The 22,319-nt window shown below is 38.9% G+C and carries 18 protein-coding genes; 13 read left to right on the top strand and 5 right to left on the bottom strand.

All coding sequences use genetic code 11. The annotated features are described in order from the left end of the window. Window positions 1-1,254: an NRAMP family divalent metal transporter gene (locus G9X62_RS11010; protein WP_223130754.1), complete on the bottom strand. Its 1,254-nt coding sequence runs from the start codon at window positions 1,252-1,254 to the stop codon at window positions 1-3. Window positions 1,255-1,466: 212 nt separating this feature from the next. On the opposite strand from G9X62_RS11010, the gene G9X62_RS11005 reads away from it, so the two are divergent. Both G9X62_RS11005 and G9X62_RS11000 read left to right on the top strand, forming a co-directional pair. Next, complete coding sequence (locus tag G9X62_RS11005) at window positions 1,467-2,486, top strand: hypothetical protein (protein WP_223130753.1); 1,020 nt, start codon at window positions 1,467-1,469, stop codon at window positions 2,484-2,486. Between the two features lie 4 nt (window positions 2,487-2,490). Further along, complete coding sequence (locus G9X62_RS11000; protein WP_223130752.1) at window positions 2,491-3,006, top strand: T9SS type A sorting domain-containing protein; 516 nt, start codon at window positions 2,491-2,493, stop codon at window positions 3,004-3,006. Here G9X62_RS11000 and G9X62_RS10995 read toward each other — a convergent pair whose 3' ends face one another. Then, on the bottom strand, window positions 3,007-5,064 hold the full coding sequence (locus tag G9X62_RS10995) for an outer membrane protein assembly factor BamB family protein (RefSeq protein ID WP_223130751.1): 2,058 nt from the start codon (window positions 5,062-5,064) through the stop codon (window positions 3,007-3,009). Between the two features lie 55 nt (window positions 5,065-5,119). Between G9X62_RS10995 and G9X62_RS10990 the strand changes: the two genes are divergently transcribed. From G9X62_RS10990 to G9X62_RS10955, 8 genes are all read left to right on the top strand, one after another. Continuing rightward, a complete protein-coding gene (locus tag G9X62_RS10990) occupies window positions 5,120-7,765 on the top strand; it encodes an alpha-L-rhamnosidase (RefSeq protein WP_223130750.1) in 2,646 nt (881 codons plus the stop codon). Between the two features lie 6 nt (window positions 7,766-7,771). Then, a complete protein-coding gene (gene rhaT, locus G9X62_RS10985; RefSeq protein WP_223130749.1) occupies window positions 7,772-8,824 on the top strand; it encodes an L-rhamnose/proton symporter RhaT in 1,053 nt (350 codons plus the stop codon). Beyond that, on the top strand, window positions 8,824-9,840 hold the full coding sequence (locus G9X62_RS10980; protein ID WP_223130748.1) for a GntR family transcriptional regulator: 1,017 nt from the start codon (window positions 8,824-8,826) through the stop codon (window positions 9,838-9,840). The genes rhaT and G9X62_RS10980 overlap by 1 nt, the downstream gene beginning before the upstream one ends. Before the next feature lie 118 nt (window positions 9,841-9,958). Continuing rightward, on the top strand, window positions 9,959-11,362 hold the full coding sequence (leuC, locus tag G9X62_RS10975; RefSeq protein WP_223130747.1) for a 3-isopropylmalate dehydratase large subunit: 1,404 nt from the start codon (window positions 9,959-9,961) through the stop codon (window positions 11,360-11,362). Window positions 11,363-11,383: 21 nt separating this feature from the next. Then, window positions 11,384-11,974: a 3-isopropylmalate dehydratase small subunit gene (leuD, locus tag G9X62_RS10970; RefSeq protein WP_223130746.1), complete on the top strand. Its 591-nt coding sequence runs from the start codon at window positions 11,384-11,386 to the stop codon at window positions 11,972-11,974. Between the two features lie 25 nt (window positions 11,975-11,999). Next, a complete protein-coding gene (locus tag G9X62_RS10965) occupies window positions 12,000-13,493 on the top strand; it encodes an alpha-isopropylmalate synthase regulatory domain-containing protein (RefSeq protein ID WP_223130745.1) in 1,494 nt (497 codons plus the stop codon). An 11-nt stretch (window positions 13,494-13,504) separates the two neighbouring features. After that, entirely contained in the window at window positions 13,505-14,578 is a 1,074-nt protein-coding gene (gene leuB, locus G9X62_RS10960; protein WP_223130744.1) for a 3-isopropylmalate dehydrogenase, read from the top strand. A gap of 72 nt (window positions 14,579-14,650) precedes the next feature. Next, a complete protein-coding gene (locus tag G9X62_RS10955; protein WP_223130743.1) occupies window positions 14,651-16,747 on the top strand; it encodes a S9 family peptidase in 2,097 nt (698 codons plus the stop codon). A 165-nt stretch (window positions 16,748-16,912) separates the two neighbouring features. Here G9X62_RS10955 and G9X62_RS10950 read toward each other — a convergent pair whose 3' ends face one another. Beyond that, window positions 16,913-17,977 carry a M42 family metallopeptidase gene (locus G9X62_RS10950; protein ID WP_223130742.1) on the bottom strand — a complete coding sequence of 355 codons (1,065 nt, stop codon included), beginning with the start codon at window positions 17,975-17,977 and terminating at the stop codon, window positions 16,913-16,915. A gap of 137 nt (window positions 17,978-18,114) precedes the next feature. Here G9X62_RS10950 and pfkA point away from each other — a divergent pair, with 137 nt between their 5' ends. Next, complete coding sequence (gene pfkA, locus G9X62_RS10945) at window positions 18,115-19,089, top strand: 6-phosphofructokinase (RefSeq protein ID WP_223130741.1); 975 nt, start codon at window positions 18,115-18,117, stop codon at window positions 19,087-19,089. Here the strand turns inward: pfkA and G9X62_RS10940 are convergent. Then, window positions 19,086-19,832: a YdcF family protein gene (locus tag G9X62_RS10940; RefSeq protein ID WP_223130740.1), complete on the bottom strand. Its 747-nt coding sequence runs from the start codon at window positions 19,830-19,832 to the stop codon at window positions 19,086-19,088. The genes pfkA and G9X62_RS10940 overlap by 4 nt on opposite strands. A 40-nt stretch (window positions 19,833-19,872) precedes the next feature. Between G9X62_RS10940 and G9X62_RS10935 the strand changes: the two genes are divergently transcribed. Then, entirely contained in the window at window positions 19,873-21,261 is a 1,389-nt protein-coding gene (locus G9X62_RS10935) for a DUF4369 domain-containing protein (protein ID WP_223130739.1), read from the top strand. A gap of 2 nt (window positions 21,262-21,263) precedes the next feature. On the opposite strand, the gene G9X62_RS10930 is transcribed toward G9X62_RS10935, so the two are convergent. Continuing rightward, window positions 21,264-21,797: a septal ring lytic transglycosylase RlpA family protein gene (locus G9X62_RS10930; RefSeq protein ID WP_223130738.1), complete on the bottom strand. Its 534-nt coding sequence runs from the start codon at window positions 21,795-21,797 to the stop codon at window positions 21,264-21,266. Between the two features lie 153 nt (window positions 21,798-21,950). Between G9X62_RS10930 and G9X62_RS10925 the strand changes: the two genes are divergently transcribed. After that, complete coding sequence (locus G9X62_RS10925; protein WP_223130737.1) at window positions 21,951-22,268, top strand: DUF3276 family protein; 318 nt, start codon at window positions 21,951-21,953, stop codon at window positions 22,266-22,268. Window positions 22,269-22,319: the final 51 nt, after the last annotated feature.

Genomic DNA, 22,319 nt, shown 5'->3' with positions numbered 1-22,319 from the left:
TTATACAATAAATTCCAAATAAAGAAGAGCTCCGGCTGCTGCTGTCATAATGACCAATGCAGCTAAACCTAATAGGTTGGATAATCGTGAATTGATGTTTTCCCCCATAATTTCTTTATTGTTAGAAATATGTAAGATGATGGCAATTAGAACGGGTGCCGTCATGCCATACAAAATGGCCGTATAAATTAAGGCGTCAATAGGGGAAATTCCGATATAGTTTAACGAAAGGCCTACTAATAGGGAGAAAGCAATAATGGAGTAGAAACCTTTGGCCTCATGAAACTTCTTATTTAATCCCTGTTCCCAACCAAAGGTTTCGGTAAATATATAAGACAAAGAACCACTTAAAACGGGTATCGCTATCAGCCCTGTACCTATGATACCAGTAGCAAATAAAATATACGCCATATCACCAGCCAAGGGTTTTAGCGCTAAAGCTGCCTGTTCAACAGTATCAATTTGATGAATTCCACTCTTGTATAATACAGTACCTGTGGTTAAAATGATGAAATACATCACAAATCCTGAAAATCCCATCCCAAAATCGACATCCTGTTCCATCTCCTGAATAATTCTTTTATTCACCATTACTCTTTTATGAACATTCATTTCTTCTACCTCCACAGATGCCTGCCAAAAGAATAAATAAGGTGAAATAGTAGTGCCTAAAATACCCACTAATATGGCAATGTATTCTTTGTTAAACTGGATATCAGGTATAAGTGTAGCTATGAGTATTTCTTTGAAATCTTGTTTGTATAAAAATGGTACGATGAAATAGACCAACATAACTATACACATGTATTTTAAGACGGCCGCAATTTTTGCATACGGTAAATAGATAATCAATCCGATTAATGCGAGGGTGAAAAATACACTAAAATAACTTTGGTCGATGGCAGGAAATAATAGGTTCCCTACAGCTCCCATACCTGCGATATCAGCTCCTATATTCATGACAATCGCTGGAAAACTAAAAATGAGCATGAGGTATAAAACAGGTTTCGGATAATGTTTTTTTAACGTGCCCGTTAATCCTTGCTTTGTCACTAATCCTATTCTAGCACACATTTGTTGAATGGCCGCCATTAATGGAAAGGCAATTAAAGCCGTCCATAAGGTGGAAAGGCCAAGTCCTGCTCCCGCTTGAGAGTAGGTAGCTATTCCGGATGGATCATCATCACTAGCACCAGTAACTAGTCCAGGGCCTAGGAGTTTCCAAAAGCGAGTTAACCTATTTTTGAATTTCATCGTATTTATCAATAGAGTGGTAATTTACGAAGTATTGATTTTCATTCATTATATTTTTGTATATTACAATTATATCTAACCACTTTATAATGCAGTTTCTATTTCAATCGATTTTTGTCATGACACTATTTACAAGTTTTATGACGCCTTCGATCATTTTCTTGAAATCGCGAGGATCCTTATTTGCGAATCCTAATATTTATTTAGCTCTTTTGTTTTTCATCTCAGGTATATACTGTTTGACTGTTTATTCTATGTCATTGGGTCATAGTTTATTATTTACAGTTTTATTATATGGTAACTTTTCTTCTATCTATTTTTTGATTGGCCCACTTCTCTACTTTTATTTAAGAAGTTTGAGAACGGGATCTACCAATTTGACTAAAAAAGATTATTGGCATTTTATCCCCTTTTTTCTGGTTTTTATTGATACGATCCCCTATTATCTAGCACCTTATTCTTACAAAGTGGAAGTGGTTAGGCAGGTATTTAGTGATTGGACCTCCATGTTTAACATACGCTTAGGTTATGTGTTTAATGCGGCCCATTTGTATGTATTACGTCCTTTATTACTAACCATGTATACATTATGGGGATTTAATTATTTGAGGAATAATCAGGTTTATTTTTTTAAGGCTACACACTTAGGTAAGTGGTTAAAATTATTTTTGTTTTTCCAATGGATGGTGTTTGTAGGTATGAGTTCGGTCTTTTTTGGTGTTTGGCTAGAGAATTCGTTGGGCTTGACTTTTTTAAATCATCCCAGTGAAATAAAGTATTTGTCATTAGTGGCTTACATGATAATGGTTTGTACACTTTATTTTTTTCCGGAGATTATTTATTTAAATGCTGATCGCTTTAAGCGTACATTGAATCCACAAGAGGCCTATTGGTGGAAGATGGATCAAGCGGTGAATGATTGTTACATATTTAAAAAGCCATTTTTGAATCCAAATTTGACTTTGGATCAATTCGGGGAATTAGTCCAAAAGGATAGGAAAGAATTGCGTGATTTTTTTGACCTTTATCTTTTCACTAGCTTTACAAATGAAATGAATCGCCTTAGGGTTCAATTTGCGAAGCAATTAATAAGGCAAGGATGTTTACAAAAATCGTGTTTATCTACGTTATATGTGGAGTCAGGATTTAATTGTGAAGCGGATTTAGAACATTTATTTTATGATTTTGAAGGGATGAGTATTAAAGAGTTTATTGATAAAATTAAAATATAGGGTAATGAAGAAGCTATTATTAAGTCTGACTTTGGTGTTGACGGCTCATCTGGTTTTAGCACAGAAAGTAATTAGTTCAGCTATTGGTTCTGGGGGGACAACCACAACGGTAGATGGAAAGTATTATTCTCAAATTATTGGCCAACAAAGTGCCGTGACTGGAACGTCTACTAATGGTGGTGTTGTAGTTCGACAAGGTTTTAAGCAGCCTTCTTTATTAGAAAGAAGTATTGCGGCTTCTGGAATTAAGTTAAATGTTCAGGAAGAAAATCCCATTACTTACACAACGTATCCTAATCCATTTGTAGATAAATTAACGATTGGATTCTCTGTTCCAAGCACAAAACCTACCTTTGTTGCTATTTATGATCAATTAGGATCGGTTATTTACCAGCATACCTATGAGGCTCCTATTAAGGAGATTGTGTTTACCGACTTCTCGGGTATCAGAGTGGGAAAATACGTTTTGCACGTAATCTCATCTGGAAAGCCTTTTGCAACTACGATTGTAAAAGAATAATTAGAGGCTGAAGGCGATGTATTTATTGCCTTTAGGAGTGCCTAATTTCGTTCCTCCACAAGCGATGACGATATATTGTTTGCCATTCACTGCATACGTGGATGGTGTCGCGAAAGCTACTGCTGGCAAGGTAATTGTCCGTAGCAGCTTTCCTGTTTTACTAGCATAGATGCGTAATTTGCCGTCTTTTGCAGCTCCTATAATCAATAAGCCACTGGCAGTTACAATAGGACCGCCATAATTTTCAGCACCTGTTCCAGTTATTCCTTTTAGGGCCAAGGATGGCTCATCACCAAAGGGTATTTTCCAAAGGTATTTTCCGGTATTTAAATCGATTGCATTTAGGGTTCCCCAAGGAGGGCTAAGAGCTGGTAGGCCCTTTGAATCTAAGAATTTGTTGTATCCTGTCATTTGGAAAGGGGATACGTAGCTAGCAGCATTTGATGAAGCTACTTCTTTAGGTAATTCATCGTTTATAAAAGATAGAATATTATCTTTTTCCTGTTTAGAAAGATGGTTGAACCCCGGCATCTTACCTTTTCCATTGTTGATGAATTGTTGGATATAGGCTTTTGATCTTTTGGTTGAAATAGCTGATAGGGATGGATATCCACTCAATGGATTCCCTTTTCTGTCTGCACCGTGACATGATTGGCAATGGGTTTGGTAGGCTTTTTCGCCTGGATTTAGACTACTGGTTTTGGATGGATTCATCTTTTGTATCCAGCCCATCTCGTTGCTATTCACGTAGAGAATACCATCAGGGTCTGCTGCGGCGCCACCCCATTCTCCACCTCCATCAAATCCAGGCAAAATGAGATTCCCTTTTTCACTTGGTGCATCGTGCCAGCCCTTGTTTAAAGAGGTTAAGGTTTGAATGAGCTCTTCTTTGTTTTCGGCATAGGGATTGACATCATTGTTTTTAATTTCAGATGATAATCGAGCGTATGGTTTGGGAATGGTCGGATAGGGTTGTGTTAACCAGGCTTTTTCCCCTTTCAATAAAGAACCTTGTACTTTCTTTTCGATGATGGGGAATAAGGGTTTTCCGCTGACACGATCAAATAGAAATACGAAGCCCTGTTTTGTGATTTGAGCCACTGCAGGAATCTTTTTTCCGCGATGGGTAACGTTGACTAAATTAGGTGGGGCAGGTAAATCACGGTCCCAAAGGTCGTGATGTGTCGTTTGAAAATGCCAAAGACGCTTCCCTGTTTTCGCATCCAAGGCGATCAAGCAATTCGCAAAAAGATTAGATCCTTTTCGGTTCCCTCCATAGAAATCATATCCGGCGGAACCAGTAGGAACAAAAAGTATTCCTCTTTCGTTGTCCACCGCCATTCCGGCCCAATTATTTGCTGCTCCTGTGTGGGTATTTAAATGGGCGTCATGGGGCCAGGTAGTGTATCCAAATTCCCCTGGATATGGAATCGTATGAAAGGTCCAAACTAATTTGCCTGTAATCACATCGAATGCACGGATATCGCCAGGAGCGGCATCAGCACCCTCAGATAGGCGAATTGGCATAATAATAAGGTTGTGGTATATGGTGCCGGGAGTATTTGAAATGATGAATTTATTGGCAGCAATAGGGGGTAATCCCAAGTGTAAATCGATTTTTCCCTGATTGCCAAAACTAGGAATCGGTTTTCCCGTCGCGGCGTCTAAAGCCCAAAGATTAGGCCCTGCTGTATATAAAATGCGTTTCTCTATTCCATTAGTCCAATAGCTCACCCCTCTGGAAGTACTTGCCCAGTTTTTTAATGGATCACCGAAGCGCCAAATTTCTTTACCCGTAGCTGCATCCAAGGCAAAGGCTTGAACAGTAGAACTAACCCCATACAGTACTCCCTTTATGATCAGTGGATTGACCTGCATTTGGCCCGAATCTGGAAGATTGTATTCCCAAGCCACTTTGAGCTGATCGATATTAGTCGCATTAATTTGCGTCAGAGTGGAATAGTGGTTGCGGTCAGAACCACCTAAGTATTCCGCCCAATCATCTGAAGAAGCGAATGCAAAGGCAACGATTGAAAACAGGAATAGCTTTTTATACATAATTTTCAAAATATAATACTAGTTTAGTGTGATTTTAGCTCTAAACCTTATCAAAATGAAATTATTTGCTTTCATAGGACTATTGTTGCCTTTTAGCTTGCTATCTCAAGTCTCCATTCAGTCTATTTCTGTTGAAAACCAACAAAATCCAATTGCCATTGGTGTATCGAATCCTCGCTTTTCTTGGAAGATGAGTTCGGTGAATCGCAATGAATCACAATCTGCTTATACTATTCAAGTGTTGGAAGGTAAGAAGCCGGTGTGGAATTCAGGAAAAGTAATTTCATCTGCTTCGTTGTTTATTCCTTACGCTGGAGAACCATTAAAGTCTAATACAAAATACCAAGTTAGATTACAGGTTTGGAATGCAAATGGAAAGGCGAGCAAAGAGGCGACGACTTCCTTTACCACTGCTTTATTAAATCAAAAGGATTGGAAGGCGAAATGGATTAGTTCAGGTTTGCCAGCTGATACGGTAAATGGACGAGTTCCTTTTTTTGCGAATCAATTTCTTATTAAAAAACCGGTGAGTTCTGTAAGTGCTTTTGTGACAGCTAAAGGATCATATGAAGCCCAAATCAATGGTTCTCGAGTAGGGGATTCCTATTTAAATCCAGGTTGGACGAGTTATAATAAGCATTTACAATACCAGATGTATGATTTGACGAAGCAGGTTAAGCAAGGTACGAATGAAATTCAAGTACAATTAGGTAGCGGTTGGTATCGTACACGTTTAGGCTGGCAGAATAACCAGAATTACTATGGATCTCAGACGGCATTGCTTTGGCAATTAGAAATAACCTATCAAGATGGTTCAAAGGAAACCGTTATCTCAGATGATAAGTGGCAAACGGGATATAGCTCTATCGTTTCCTCGGAGATTTATGATGGGGAACATATCGATTCACGAATTCAGTCTAAAATAATCGGTCATGCGATTGAAGTAGCTGGAAATTATGCTGTATTAGAAGCACAGATCAATGAACCGATAAAGAAGCAAGAGGTTTTAGGGGTAAAGCGTGTTCTGACAAGTCCAAAGGGATATAAGATCTTAGATTTTGGCCAAAATATAGTAGGCTGGGTAAAAGTAAATGTCAAAGGAAATTCAGGTCAACTATTGGTGTTAAGGCACGTAGAAATGTTGGATAAAAAGGGAGAGCCCTATTTTGAAAATCTGCGTTCGGCTAAGGCATTAGCTTCTTACGTATTGAATGGAGAGCAGCAAGCGATAGAGCCTCATTTTACCTTCTTTGGGTTTCGCTATGTTCAAGTGGAAGGTATTGAGGTGAATCCAGGGGATTACCAGGCGATTGCTTTGCATTCCGATATGGCTTCTACTGGTTCATTTGAGACGAGCAACCCACTCTTAAATCAATTGCAATCGAATATTCGCTGGGGTCAAAAAGGGAATTTCTTAGATGTACCTACGGATTGTCCGCAACGCGATGAGCGTTTAGGATGGACCGGAGATGCCGAGGTTTTCTCTAGAACAGCTTCATTTAATTTTAATGTAAATCAGTTTTTTGCTAAATGGTTGAAAGATGTCAAAGCGGATCAATTCCCAAATGGGGCAGTTCCATTTGTCATTCCTGACATTTTAAATAAGCCTAATGCTGGACCGGAGGCTCAAAATGGAGCGGCAGGATGGTCTGATGCGAGCATTATTATACCATATAATATTTACACAACTTATGGTGATAAACAGGTTTTAGAGAATCAATACGAGAGTATGAAAGCGTATTTGAATTACGTACGCGGTGTGGCTAAAAATGATCTATGGAATACCGGTTTTCAATTTGCAGATTGGTTATCTTATCGAGTAGACGATTCAAAAGGGATGATTGGGCAAAAATCTGCTGTGACAGATAATTATTTAGTGGCGCAATGTTTCTTTGCTTATAACGCCGAATTGATGGTAAAGACCGCTCGTATTTTAGGGAAAACGGAGGATTACAGAGAGTTTGAAAAGTTGCAGGATCGTATCAAACTACAGTTTCAAAAGGAATTTATGACGGCCAATGGACGCTTAATTTCAGATACACAGACGGCCTATATTTTAGCCTTGCAGTTTGATATGATTCCGGGAAATCTAAGAGCAGCTGCTTTAGAGCGTTTGGTGAATAATATTAAAAGTTATAAGTACCACTTAACGACTGGTTTTTTGGGTACGCCATTCTTGAATCCGGTATTAAGTCGTTTTGGTCGTAATGATGTGGCTTATTCCTTGTTATTACAGGATACGTACCCTTCGTGGTTATATCCGGTGAAGGCCCACGGCGCCACGACTATTTGGGAACGTTGGGATTCGATGAAGCCTGATAGTACGTTTCAGGATCCAGGTATGACGTCATTTAATCACTATGCCTACGGTGCAATAGGAGATTGGATGTACCGAACGATTGGAGGAATTGACACGGAGGAATTTGATGGGGCAGGTTATAAGCAAATGGTGATTAAGCCTGAACTTGGAGGAAAATTAACGTATGCCAAAACCTCGCTTGACACCCCCTATGGAAAAGTTTCTACTGATTGGACAGTAAATTCAACAGGTTTTACACTTAAAGTAGATGTGCCAGTTAATACAACTGCGACGGTACTTTTGCCTGCTTTTGGAACCAACAAGCGATTCTATGATGGAGTAGAACTAACAGGAGATCGCGTTCGTATAGGTAGTGGTTCTTATACATTTACAATTAATTAATCGATAATGGGTTCAATTTTAGGTCTTTTCTTTCATTCATTAGGCGGTTTCGCCTCGGGTAGTTTTTATATCCCTTATCGCAAGATTCAAGTGTGGTCTTGGGAAAGCGCTTGGATTGTAGGAGGTGTCTTTTCTTGGTTAATTGTGCCTGTTTTGGCAGCATGGTTAACTATTCCTGATTTTATGGGCATCATTCAAACGATTGACTCAGACACCTTTTTCTGGACTTTTGTTTTTGGTGTATTGTGGGGAATTGGTGGATTGACGTTTGGTTTAGCCATGCGCTATTTAGGGATGTCCTTAGGAATGTCGATTGCCTTAAGTTTGTGCAGTATTTTTGGTGCTTTAGTACCACCTATTTATAGAGAAATCGCTGGAGTAAATGGCGACACTATATCACATATTGTAGGAAGTACGGGAGGCCAAGTGGTTTTATTGGGGATTTTGGTCTGTGTATTTGGAATTTTTCTTTGTGGAAAAGCGGGGATGATGAAGGAGGGAGAGTTATCTCAAGAGCAAAAGCAAGAGACCATCAAAGAGTTTAGTTTAACTAAAGGTTTAATTGTTGCGACAATCTCCGGTTTATGTTCCGCTTGTTTTAATTTCGGGATTGAAGCGGGGAAAGATATGGCAGATGTGGCGGTAGCGAAAGGGTGTGATCCCTTGTTTCAAAACAATGTCATCTTTATTGTGGTATTATGGGGCGGCTTTCTAACAAATTTTGTGTATTGCATGTATTTAAACTTCTCGAATAAGACATTTGGAGATTATTTGAATGCTGCTGCGCCTTTAAGAATGAATTACCTATTTGCTGCTATAGCCGGTACTACTTGGTTCCTGCAATTTTTTTTCTATGGTATGGGAGAAAGTAAATTAGGGAATGGAGCTAGTTCATGGATATTGCACATGGCCACTATTATTATTACGTCTAATTTCTGGGGACTTTACTTCAAAGAATGGAAAGGAGTTTCATCTAAAACAATGCGTACCGTTATCGGTGGTATTATAGTTATTCTGATCTCAGTTATTATCGTAGGTATTGGTAATTCTATTCATTAATGTTCTGTCTGATTCAAATAGATGAATTTTCTTCCACGCCCAAATACCGACAATTAGCGAATGCGATTATTGAAGGAATTCAGCAAGGGAAAATAAAAAAGGGAGAATTATTGCCCTCAATTAACGAAGTGAGTTTTGAGCATTATATGGCTCGAATAACCGTTGAAAAGGGGTATAATTACCTCAAGCAACAGGGTATCATAGATTCCGTTCGCGGAAAGGGATTCTACATTAAAGTAGAGGAAGTCCCTCGAAACCTTCGCATATTTCTTCTTTTCAATAAATTAAGTGTTCACAAGAAGATCATTTACGATGCCTTTGTTAAAGCGATAGGCGACCAAGGTGCTATCGATTTTTACATTTATAACAATGATTTTAATCTCTTCAAGAAAATCGTAGATAGTCGTGATCGGGATTATACGCACATGGTCTTGATTCCTCATTTTATGGAAGGAGAGGAGATGGCGGTGGATTTGATTAATTCATTGCCTAAAGAGAAGTTGATATTATTGGATAAGTTGTTGCCCGGGATTCAAGGGAAGTTTGGGGCGGTGTATGAAGATTTTGAACATGATATTTACCAAAGTCTACAACAGGCTAAGGAATCCTTAACAGCCTACCAGCAAATTCGACTTGTTTTTCCTGCGCAGAGTTATTATCCTAAAGAAATCGTTCAAGGATTTATTAATTTTTGCCGGGATTATGCTTTTGAATATGAGGTGGTAGAATCGGTAGGTGATGTGACATTAAGTATAGGACAAGTTTATATTACCGTAATGGAAGACGATTTGCTGATTTTGCTAGAGCGGATTCGCAACGAATCGTTACAATTAGGGAAAGAAATAGGAATTATCTCGTACAATGAAACTCCCATCAAGCGTTTGTTATTTGACGGTATTTCTACGATTTCCACGGATTTTGAAACATTAGGTCGAAAAGCAGCCGAATTGGTGCTTTCTAATGAGCGGGCTAAATGGCAAAACCCCTTCGTTTTTATTTCCCGCGCATCCCTTTGACTTGCATAATATTTGGCAAAATTCTACTTTAACAGCCTATTTGCTTTGCATTTTTGCAAAAAAAACGCCATTTTTGTAGCTTAATTATAATAAAAGCGCCTTAAAACTAATTGATATAATGAGCAATTCCCCAACAACCTTATTTGATAAAGTATGGGACTCACATGTCGTTCGTAAAATTGCTGATGGTCCAGATGTATTTTTCATTGACCGTCACTTTATTCACGAAGTGACGTCTCCTGTAGCCTTCTTAGGTCTTGAAACACGTGGTATTGGTGTATTATTCCCAGAGCGTACGTTTGCTACTGCGGATCATAACACGCCTACGATTAACCAACACCTACCTGTTGAAGACCCTCTTTCTGCGAATCAATTATTACAATTAGAGAAGAATACAGCAAAATATGGTATTTCTCACTGGGGTTTAGGTAATCCTAAGAATGGTATTGTTCACGTGGTTGGACCAGAAAATGGGATTACATTGCCAGGAATGACAATTGTATGTGGAGATTCTCATACGTCTACTCACGGCGCTTTTGGAGCGATTGCTTTTGGTATCGGTACTTCTGAAGTAGAGATGGTGCTTTCATCTCAGTGCATTATGCAGCCTAAGCCTAAGAAAATGCGTATTAACGTAAATGGAGCTTTAGGAAAAGGAGTGACGCCTAAGGATGTTGCTTTATACATTATTTCTAAATTAACAACCTCTGGTGCTACGGGTTATTTCGTAGAGTATGCAGGAGATGTGTTCGAAAAAATGTCAATGGAGGGCCGCATGACAGTTTGTAATTTATCTATTGAGATGGGTGCGCGTGGAGGAATGATTGCTCCAGATCAAACAACATTTGACTATATCGAAGGTCGTGAATTAGCACCTAAAGGCGCAGATTGGGATAAACAATTAGCTTATTGGAAAACGTTGAAGACAGATTCGGGCGCTACGTTTGATGAAGAAATCACTTTCTTAGCTTCAGATATTGAACCGATGATCACTTACGGCACAAACCCTGGAATGGGAATGGGTATCTCTAAGCAAATTCCGAATGCGGATGACGTAGAGGGAGGAGTAGCGACGTATGAGAAGTCTTTGGAATATATGGGCTTTGCTCAAAACGATTCGATGATTGGAAAGAAAGTGGATTACGTATTCATTGGTTCTTGTACGAATGGTCGTATTGAAGATTTCCGTGCTTTTGCATCTATTGTCAAAGGACGGAAGAAGGCGGATCACGTGACGGCTTGGGTAGTACCAGGTTCTCACATAGTGGAAGCGCAAATTAGAGAAGAAGGTATTTATGATATTTTGACAGAAGCAGGTTTTGCCCTTCGTCAACCAGGATGTTCTGCTTGTTTAGCGATGAATGACGACAAGATTCCAGCTGGTAAATATGCTGTGAGTACGTCTAATCGTAACTTCGAAGGTCGTCAAGGACCGGGTTCTCGTACCTTATTAGCGAGTCCTTTAGTCGCTGCGGCGGCTGCAATCACGGGTGTGGTAACAGACCCTAGAGAATTTTTATAAGATCGATTAAATAAAAGCAATATGGCTTACGATAGTTTTAACATATTAAAAAGTTCTGCAGTACCTCTTCCGATTGAGAATGTGGATACAGACCAAATCATCCCAGCTCGTTTCTTGAAAGCGACGGAACGTACGGGTTTTGGTGATAATTTATTTAGAGATTGGCGTTATGATAAAAACGATGCTCCTAAGGCAGATTTCGTTTTAAATAACCCGACTTATTCTGGTAAGATTTTAGTAGGAGGAAAGAACTTTGGTTCTGGTTCTTCACGTGAGCACGCTGCTTGGGCGATTTACGATTATGGCTTCCGTTGTGTGGTTTCTTCTTTCTTTGCGGATATCTTCCGTGGAAATGCAATTAACGTAGGGGTGTTACCGGTTCAAGTTAGCCCGGAATTTTTACATCAAATATTCACCGCAATAGAGGCTGATCCGAAAGCGGAATTAGAGGTTAGTTTACCTGAGCAAACGATTACGATTGTAGCGACTGGCGCGTCTGAAAAGTTCGCCATTAACGGATACAAGAAAAATAATTTATTGAATGGATTCGATGACATCGATTATTTACAAGCGATGAAGTCGGAGATCAGTACGTTTGCAGAAAACCGCTAGTCTTTTGAAACGCCACATAGAAATAATGGATACGACCCTTCGCGATGGGGAACAAACCAGCGGAGTATCGTTTTCAGCCTCAGAGAAGTTAACCATAGCTCAATTACTTTTGACCGAATTAAAGGTCGATCGTATTGAGATTGCGTCAGCGCGTGTTTCTGAGGGTGAATTTCAAGCGGTGAAGAAGATTACCTCTTGGGCTGCTGCGAATGGATTTCTTGATAAAGTGGAGGTATTAACCTTTGTCGATGGCGGAACCTCTGTTCAATGGATGCTAGATGCAGGTGCTAAAGTGATGAATTTATTGACCAAAGGATCTTTAAATCATTTGCAACATCAGCTTAAGAAGACGCCAGAACAACATTTCAAGGAAATTTCAGAGACCATCACCTTAGCTAAGTCGAACGGCTTATCGGTGAACGTATATTTAGAAGATTGGAGCAATGGGATGCGTAATAGCGCAAACTATGTGTTTCAATACTTAGATTTTCTGTCTACACAACCCGTGGATCGTGTTTTATTACCAGATACCTTAGGGATTTTAACTCCTTACGAAGTATCGGATTTCATTAAACAGTTAATCTTAAAGTATCCGAACACGCATTTTGATTTTCACGCCCACAATGATTATGACTTAGGAACTGCGAATGCCTTGGAAGCAGTTCGTTGTGGCGTTCATGGTTTACACTTAACCGTTAATGGTATGGGTGAACGGGCCGGAAATGCTCCTTTAGCTAGTGTTATTGCGGTGTTGAATGATTACCAAACCGATGTTAAAACGTCTGTGTGTGAAAAGTCTTTATACCGTGTTAGTAAACTAGTTGAAACTTTTTCTGGTTTTCGTATTCCAGTTAATAAGCCAGTGGTAGGAGAGAATGTCTTTACACAAACGGCAGGTATCCACGCGGATGGAGACAAAAAGAATAATCTTTATCATAATGATTTGATGCCAGAGCGTTTTGGCCGTGAGCGTAAATACGCTCTGGGAAAGACATCAGGTAAAGCTAATATCGAGAATAATTTAGCTGCTTTAGGCATTCAATTGTCTGATCAAGATCTAAAGATTGTTACGCAGCGAATTATTGAATTAGGCGATCGCAAAGAGGTTGTCACTCAAAATGATCTTCCTTACATCATTTCCGATGTATTAGATAGTAATACGATTGAAGAGCGAGTTCAAGTTTTGAACTATGTCTTGACTCATTCTAAGGATTTACGCCCTTCTGTTACCTTAAAGATTTCGATCGATGGTGACGTATTTGAAGAACACGCACAAGGGGATGGTCAATATGATGCCTTTATGAAAGCGCTAGGAATCATCTTTGAAAAGCACGGCAAGATTCTTCCGGTATTGAAGGATTATGCGGTACGCATTCCACCTGGAGGTGATTCTGATGCGCTTTGTGAGACGATTATTACGTGGTCTGATGGAGGTAAGGAGTTAATTACGAGAGGTTTGGATTCTGACCAAACGGTTTCAGCGATCAAGGCCACTCAGAAAATGTTGAATTTGATATAATAAAAATAATAATGGCGAAGAAGCATATTTTAATTGTTCCAGGTGATGGAATCGGTCAAGAAGTAACCGAAGTAGGAAAGAAAGTATTAGAGAAAATTGCGGCTAAGTTTGGTCACGATTTCACCTATGACGAAGCATTAATTGGTCACGTAGCGATTGAAGCGACAGGCGATCCGTTGCCAGCTGAAACGTTGGATAAGATGAAAGTGTCTGATGCAGTACTTTTTGGAGCGGTAGGTCACCCGAAATACGATAACGATCCATCTGCAAAAGTTCGTCCAGAGCAAGGATTGTTAAAAATGCGTAAGGAATTAGGTCTATACGCGAATCTTCGTCCGATCAAGTTATTTGATGAGTTATTAAGTGCGTCTAGCATTAAGCCTGAGATTTTAAAAGGAGCGGACATTTTGTTCTTCCGTGAATTAACTGGTGATATCTATTTTGGTGAAAAAGGTCGCAAAAACAATGGCGATACAGCCTATGACGTGGCAGAGTATAGTCGTTACGAAGTTGAACGCATTGGTCGCAAGGCATTTGAAGCAGCACGTACACGTAAGAAGCATTTAGTTTCTGTCGATAAGGCAAACGTGTTAGAGTCGTCACGTTTATGGCGTGAAGAGATCCAAAAATTAGCTTTGGAATATCCAGATGTGACGGTTGAATACCAATTCGTAGATGCGACAGCGATGTTGTTGATCAAAGATCCGAAGCGTTTTGACGTAGTGGTAACTGCAAACTTATTCGGTGATATTTTAACAGATGAAGCATCTCAAATCGCTGGTTCGATGGGTATGTTAGCTTCTGCATCTATTGGAGATGGAACAGGTGTTTACGAGCCAATTCACGGTTCTGCACACGATATCACGGGTAAAGGCTTAGCAAATCCAATGGCGTCCGTTTTATCTGCTGCTCTTTTATTAGACATTTCTTTCGGAATGAAAGCGGAGTCAGAAGTAGTTATCAACGCGGTAGACCAAGTATTAAAGAAAGGTTTCCGTACAGGCGATATCGCTGATGCGACGACAGATAAATCGATGATTTTAGGAACGGAAGCGATCGGAGAGGAAATCTTGAAATTGATTTAATCGAATTAACTCGTATTTTTATGCTCAGTGTCTTCGGATGCTGAGCATTTTTTATACCTAGACATTTCATCTATGAAACACCTATTATTCGTACTACTTTCATTTTCTTTAGTAGCCCAAAACCCTAAGGAAAAAATCCATGTCACTGATTTGTTGAAAATTAAGATAGCTGGAAAACCCCTAGTTTCACCTAAAGGAAATCAATTTATCTACACCGTGACCTCGATTGTTGATGATGCGGATAAAAAGAATGATTTTGTCTACCAGACTCATTTGTATCTTGGTAATCTGCAATCGGGTGAATCACGCGCATTAACCTCCGGAAAGAATTCTATTTCTTCACCCACGTGGAGTCCAGATGGGAGCAAAATTGCTTTCACTCGCGATATGGGTGCTAAATCTCAAGTCTATGTGTTGGATTTAGCAGGAGGGGAACCACAAGCGATTACCAATTTACCTTTCGCCGTTTCCAATCCGGTTTGGTCTGCTTCGGGTCTGGAAATCTATTTCCAATCTTCATTTACCCTGAAGGAATTCCTGGTGGATTCGGTCTATAATAAGAAAGGATTGTTGCCCTCTTGGACTTTGGAAAAACCCATGCTTTCTGGTATAGCCAAGAAATCTAAGGCTAATCCAAACGGAAATTTAGACGAAGTAAGAGCTTATCTATTTCAGAATGAAGTAGATAAGAAGGCCAAAGTCATCAATCGCTTGAATTTCCAAGAAGAAAGTACAACCACTTCAGAAATCTCTTTACCAGCTTATTTTAAGACGAGTCTGACCGGAAAGCCTGTTTTATTGAACAACCCATTCCAGCGTTGGTCTGATGTCGAATTTGCCTCAAATGGTATCTACGCAGTAGTTCCGGCTGATTCATTGGCCCATCCTGATAAGGTGTTGGATTCGTATATTGGTTTTGGGTCAAAATTGATTTACCAAAAAGCGGGATATAAAATGTCCAATTTGACCTTATCACCTGCTGAAAAATGGTTAGCCTTCCAAGAAGCTAAATCAACTGGTGTACAAAATGCGGTGCTACAAATTATATCTGTGGCAAATCCTTCTCAAATCACGAAGGTACCCATCGATCGCGTGATTACACAGGTGAAATGGTCTTCTGATGAGACCAAGCTTTATTTTACTGCTCAAAATCAGGGTGGAGCGCCTCTTTATGTATTTGATCTTTCTAGTAAACAGGTAAAGCAATTAACGGATAACACTACAGGTATTTTGGGTTTCGATGTAACTAATTCAGGTTTTGTGTATGCCAAAACAGGAATCGAAAACCCATCTGAAATTTACCTACAATCCGCAGAAACAGAGAAAACCTTTACTTCTATAAATACTGGTTGGTTAGCTTCTAAAAGTATCGTTCGTCCTGATAAGCATTCCTTCACAAATAGCAAAGGTCAAAAAGTGGATTATTGGGTAATGAAACCTACAGATTTTGAAGCTGGGAAGAAATATCCAGTCGTATTAAATATTCACGGTGGACCTTCAGCGATGTGGGGAACAGGTGAAGCAAGTATGTGGCACGAATTTCAATATTATGCTGCCAAAGGAATGGGCGTAGTCTATGCAAATCCTCGCGGATCTGGTGGTTATGGCTCAGAATTTTTAGCGGCTAATGTGAAAGATTGGGGTGCAGGCCCCACGTCAGATGTTCTGAAGGCTTTGGATTTAGCGATTGCCGAAGGTTGGGCAGATACCACTCAGCAGGCAGTTACTGGTGGTTCATATGCGGGATACTTAGTTTCTTGGATTGTAGGCCATACAAATCGCTTTAAAGTAGCTTGTGCACAACGCGGAGTTTATGAACTTTCTACCTTTATGGGCGAAGGAAATGCTTGGCGTTTAGTGCCTAATTATTTTGGTGGTTATCCTTGGGAAAAAGCAACTAAGACTATCTTAGAACGCGAATCACCTTATTCGTATGTGCAAAACATTAAAACACCTTTATTGATATTTCACGGAGAGAATGATCTAAGAACAGGAGTGATTCAAAGTGAAATGTTATACAAAAGTCTAAAAGTATTAGGTCGTGACGTGGAATATGTTCGTCATCCTGGTGGAACTCACGAATTAACGCGTTCAGGTAATAACCGCCAACGTATTGATCAGATGTTGAGGACGTATGAGTTTTTTGCGAGGTATTTGAAAATACAGTAGGCAGTAGGTAGTTGACAGTAATCAGTAATCAGTAATCAGTAATCAGTAGACAGTAGACAGTAATCAGTTTCACAAAAAAGAGTAGAAAAAATTCACATTCTCTACTCTCTATTCTCTAATCTATTATCTACTTTATACTGGCTACTGACTACTAGATACTGTATGTTAATTAAAATATCTCCAATCCTCTCCACCCTTCACCTTCAACAAGCATTGGTAAATAAGGTCGATCACTGCATTCATATCGTCTTTTGCAATCGTTTCTACCGTGGTGTGCATATACTTTAACGGTAGACTAATTAAGGAAGATGCGACGCCTTCTGTAGCATACGCAAATGAATCAGTATCGGTTCCAGTAGAGCGTGACACGGCCTGTCTTTGAAAATCAATCTTATTTTCTTCTGCAACGTCTATAATGAAATCGCGCACATTATTCTGAACCGCAGGTCCATAACAGATAACGGGACCTTTTCCACAAGCCATATCGCCCTGTGTTTTTTTATTGTACATAGGCGATTGCGTATCGTGTGTTACATCAGTTATGAATGCTAAATCTGGCTTCAAACGACGAACAATCATTTCCGCCCCACGTAAGCCAATCTCCTCTTGAACAGAGTTGACGACATATAGCGTGTAGGGTAGGGTAATGTTATTTTCTTTCAGTCTTCTAGCCACTTCGGCAATCATATAACCACCGATTCTGTTATCTAAGGCACGGCCTACTAAATATTTGCCGTTCAACTCCATTAATCCATCTTCGAAAGTAACTACCGTACCCACGTGGATACCCATTTCTTCCACTTCCTTTTTATTCGAAGCACCACAATCAATGAATATGTCAGAAATGCCTGGAGCTTTGTCTTTGGCAATATCTCTTACGTGAATCGCTGGCCACCCAAAAATTCCTTTTACCACTTTATCTTTTGTGTGAATATTCGCCCGCATAGAGGGAGCAATTAAGGCATCTGATCCGCCATTGCGACGTAAAAACAGATATCCATTATCATCGATATAGTTCACAAACCAAGAAATTTCATCGGCATGGGCTTCGATTACCACTTTGTAAGGTTGACCAGGATTGATTACGCCCACAGCAGTTCCATACGTATCAATGATCTTTTCGTCGATGAAAGGTTGAATATAATCTAACCAAATTTTTTGTCCACTCGCCTCAAATCCAGTGGGTGAGGCATTATTTAAATAGGAGTACAAAAATTCGTTTGCGTTCATAGGTGCTTTGATTTAATATGAATAGGTCTCAAATTTACGTTTTTATTGCATTTTTAATACCAAAATTCGAGGTAAAAACAGAGAAACATTGTATTTTTGAAAGAATAAAGAGTCTAAGAATTTATACGATACAAGAGATGAAGAAAATAGCTGTATTTACGTCAGGTGGAGATGCCCCAGGAATGAATGCTTGTATTAGAGCAATTGTTCGTGGTGCTGCATACCATGGAGTGGAAGTGTTTGGGATTGTAAGAGGTTATAATGGAATGATTAAAGGAGATATTATTCCTTTAAATTCTCAATCTGTTAGTAATATTATACAGCGGGGTGGTACCATTTTAAAGTCAGCCCGTTCGAAGGAGTTTATGACAGCAGAAGGTCGTCAAAAGGCTTACGATAAATTACAAGAATTAGGCATTGAAGGTTTAGTGGCGATAGGTGGAAATGGTACCTTTACAGGTGCTGAGATCTTTTATAATGAGTTTAAGATTCCAACGGTAGGTGCCCCAGGAACGATTGATAATGATCTTTATGGAACTGATTACACGATTGGTTTTGATACAGCTGTAAATACTGCCTTAGATGCAGTGGATAAAATTCGTGATACGGCTGATTCACACGACCGCGTATTCTTTATTGAAGTGATGGGTCGTGATTCAGGTTATATAGCTATTCAATGTGCTATTGCAGGTGGAGCTGAGTCAGTGATGATTCCAGAGAATTTGACGTCAGTTGATGAAATATCAACTATTCTTCAAAAAGGATTTGACAAGAAGAAATCTTCTTCAATTGTCATTGTTGCAGAGGGTGATGAAGAAGGGAATGCACAGATTGTGGCTAAGAAAATCAAGGACAAAATGGGCGAGAATTTAGATATTCGCGTTACTACATTGGGTCACATTCAACGGGGTGGTATTCCAACCGCTTATGACCGTATATTAGCGAGTAGACTTGGGCTTGGAGCTTTAGAAGGTTTATTGCGCGGAGAGAAAAACGTGATGGCAGGTGTAGTTAATAATCAGTTGATTTATACGCCATTCCACGATACGATTACAAAGAAGAAACCAGTTTCAGAGGATTTGATCCGTATGGTTGAGATTTTGTCTACCTAGGCAAAACCTACAATTTTGTAAATGACGTAACCGGCCATTTCCCTGATTAATTCAGCGAATTTACTGAGGTTGCGTTCATGAGGAATAACGAGATCGAGGATACCTGAAGGGGTATCCTTTTTCTTTATGTCAGCAGGGAAGTCATCCACGATAAATCCTTCCTTTATATAGCACGCTTTGGCTCTTGGCATATGCATGGCAGAAGTAACTAATACCATTCTTTCTCTTAAATACGGTTTAAGCATCTGTTTGGTATAGACTGCATTTTCGTGTGTATTTCGAGCACTTTCTTCTAAAACGATATCTTCTGGTTTTACACCCATAGCAATGAGTACTTCCTCCACTTTCTTGCCTTCTTGCGTTTCGTCGATTTTTAGACCTTTAATATTGACATTTCCACCTGTAATAAGGAGCTTTTTTACGATGCCTTTTTTATACAATAAAAGAGGTTGAACAAATCGATCGGCCGTTTCGCCTGTTCGATAGCCTTCTCCTGCACGCATCATACCACCACCTAAGATGATGCACCATTGGTAGCTTCGGGACAATTTGACTTGAGGACTTTCATAGGCCAAATAACACTGGTTGACAAACCAGCCATTACTACAGAGAATAAGGGTGCCTATAATGATTAAAATGTAGCGTTTCGTGTACTTGCTAAAATAGGCGACCCCTAGCAGGATAAATATCCAACAAAGTGGTTGAAGGAAAAAGTCGATAATTTTAGATAGGATGAAAAACATTGTAAATTTGAGGATTGAGACACAAATTTATTCTAATCTTATGAAAGTAGTCGGTACTCTTCTTTTTATTTTTCTGTTTGTCTTTATTTCTAATGCGCAATATGAAATTAAGGGTAAAATAAAAGGTCTCTCTAAATCTGAGGTGTATTTAGCGCACTACTTTGGCTATAATCAACAAGTCATCAAAGATACGGTGCTGGCGAATGAGGATGGAGAGTTTGAATTTAAAGGTGCTGAAGTACTGCCAAAGGGATTATACCTGATATCCTTTCTTAAATCCAAATACATTGATGTGGTGATAGAGGATCCAAATTTCTCTTTCTCCTTAGACACGACCGATATAATAAAGACTATTACGTTCTCGAATTCTTCAGAAAATACTGCTTTTTATGCCTTTCAGCGTAAGATGAATGAGCTATATACCCAGTTAAATCAACCTTCACTTTCACCAGTTGCAAGAAAAAATGCACAATTAGAAGTGCAGCAATTTCAACAGCAATGGAAAAAGGCTAATGCCACTTTGTTCGTTTCTAAACTCATTGAATCTTCCTTTGATCCAGAAATACCTGCCTATAGAGGAGAATTACGTTCTAAATCGGATACGACTAAAATGCAGATGTACCAGTACCAATACTATAAAAAGCATTATTTTGATGGGATGGATTTAGGAGATGAGCGCATGGTTCGCACTCCTTTTTTACAACGTAAATTAGAACGTTTCTTTAAAGATTTAGTCGTTCAGGATCCAGATTCCATTTCAAGGGAATCAGATTTAATTCTACAGAAAGCCAAGGATACCGAGGTGCGTCGCTACATCATCTATAAAATTGCGAGTACATACGAGAACAATCCTATTTTAGGAACGGAAGGAGCATTTGTTCATTTAGCAGAGAAATACTACATAGGTGAACCTGCTTTGTGGGATACGAGTACGGTAAGGAGAATGAAAGAACGATTAGCGATTATTAAACCATTGCTGGTGGGTAAATCATTTCCTAAGATGCATTTAACTGATATTGCAGGAAAGGAAATTAATATGGCTTCATTACCTTTTAAATATACAGTTGTCTTTATTTATGATCCCGAGTGTAGTCATTGCAAACAAGAAGCACCTAAATTAGCTGCTTTGAATGATTATTTTAAAAGTAAAAATATTGGAGTTGTGGCAAGTTCTATCGTACGCGATAAAGCTGCTTGGAAAAAGTTCATATCGGAATTTAAAATAGGTTCTTGGATCAATGGAATTGATATTCACTTAAATCCACAAACCGGTAAAGAAGAATACTACACTGATTTTAGAAATACATTTGATGTCTACTCCACACCCGTGGTTTATGTGCTTGATCAGCAAAAGAAGATTGTGGGTAAACGAATACCGGTGGAAAATTTAAAGGACTTTATTCAGTACTTAGAGACAAGACGTAAATAAGTTTATCGTTTTAAGTACTTCTTATTGATGTACTTTTTATGTTTGACGTTCTTCTTCATTTTATAATGCGTCTTGTATTTTAGACGTGATTTTTGGTAGAAGTTTCGGCTGAATTTTGGTGTGCTAACTAAGGATAATTTTTGATAGGGGATGAGCATTAATTCATTCTCGAATCCTACGATTTTAATCTTTACCTTAACTAAACCAATTTTCTTTAGGTTTAATTTTTTAGCAGCTGCTTCAGATAAATCTATGACGCGTCCTTTTTTGTACGGCCCACGATCATTAATACGAACAATGACGCTTTTGCGATTAGCGAGGTTAGTCACTTCCACTAACGTATTGAATGGAAAACGTTTATGAGCAGCCGTTAATAAGGTCTTTTTCAGTTTCTCTCCACTAGCCGTTTTTTTGCCATAAAACGAGTTGGCATAGAATGAGGCAATTCCTACTTTTTCATATCCTAAATCCTGTGAGTAAGCATTTAGAGATAAAAATGTGCAAATCAATAGTATTATTGATGGTATTTTTATCATTAAAAAGTTATATGATGATTGTAAAGATGTAGGTTTAAATTGGGAATTAAAAATCTATAGGTTTATAGGCGCTTCTTAATTCTATTGATTTTTTTTGAGTGAATGAGAATAAATAGTAGATTTACACATTGTGAAACCATAATTTAAATACCAGTGGAAGAAAGAGATAGAGAAGAATTATTTTCTAAACGTATTCGGGCAGGAAAGAGAACGTATTTTTTTGATGTGAAGTCAACCCGCTCTCAAGATTATTACATTACAATCACAGAAAGTCGCCGTCACCAGAAAGAGGATGGCTTCGTTTATGAGAAACATAAGATGTTTTTGTACAAAGAAGATTTCGATAAATTTGTAGAAGGATTAAATGAGGCGGTTAATCACGTGAAGACAGAATTAATGCCTGATGTAGATTTCTCTTCATTTAATCGCGATGAAGATGAATTTGGGAACAGTGAGTTGAAATGGGAGTAATTATCCTTAAAATATTCGAAAAAGCCTCTGAGAAATCAGAGGCTTTTTGAT

The organism is Aquirufa lenticrescens, from assembly GCF_019916085.1.
GTDB classification, from domain to species: domain Bacteria; phylum Bacteroidota; class Bacteroidia; order Cytophagales; family Spirosomataceae; genus Aquirufa; species Aquirufa lenticrescens.
This window is presented reverse-complemented; position numbering and strand designations above follow the sequence as displayed.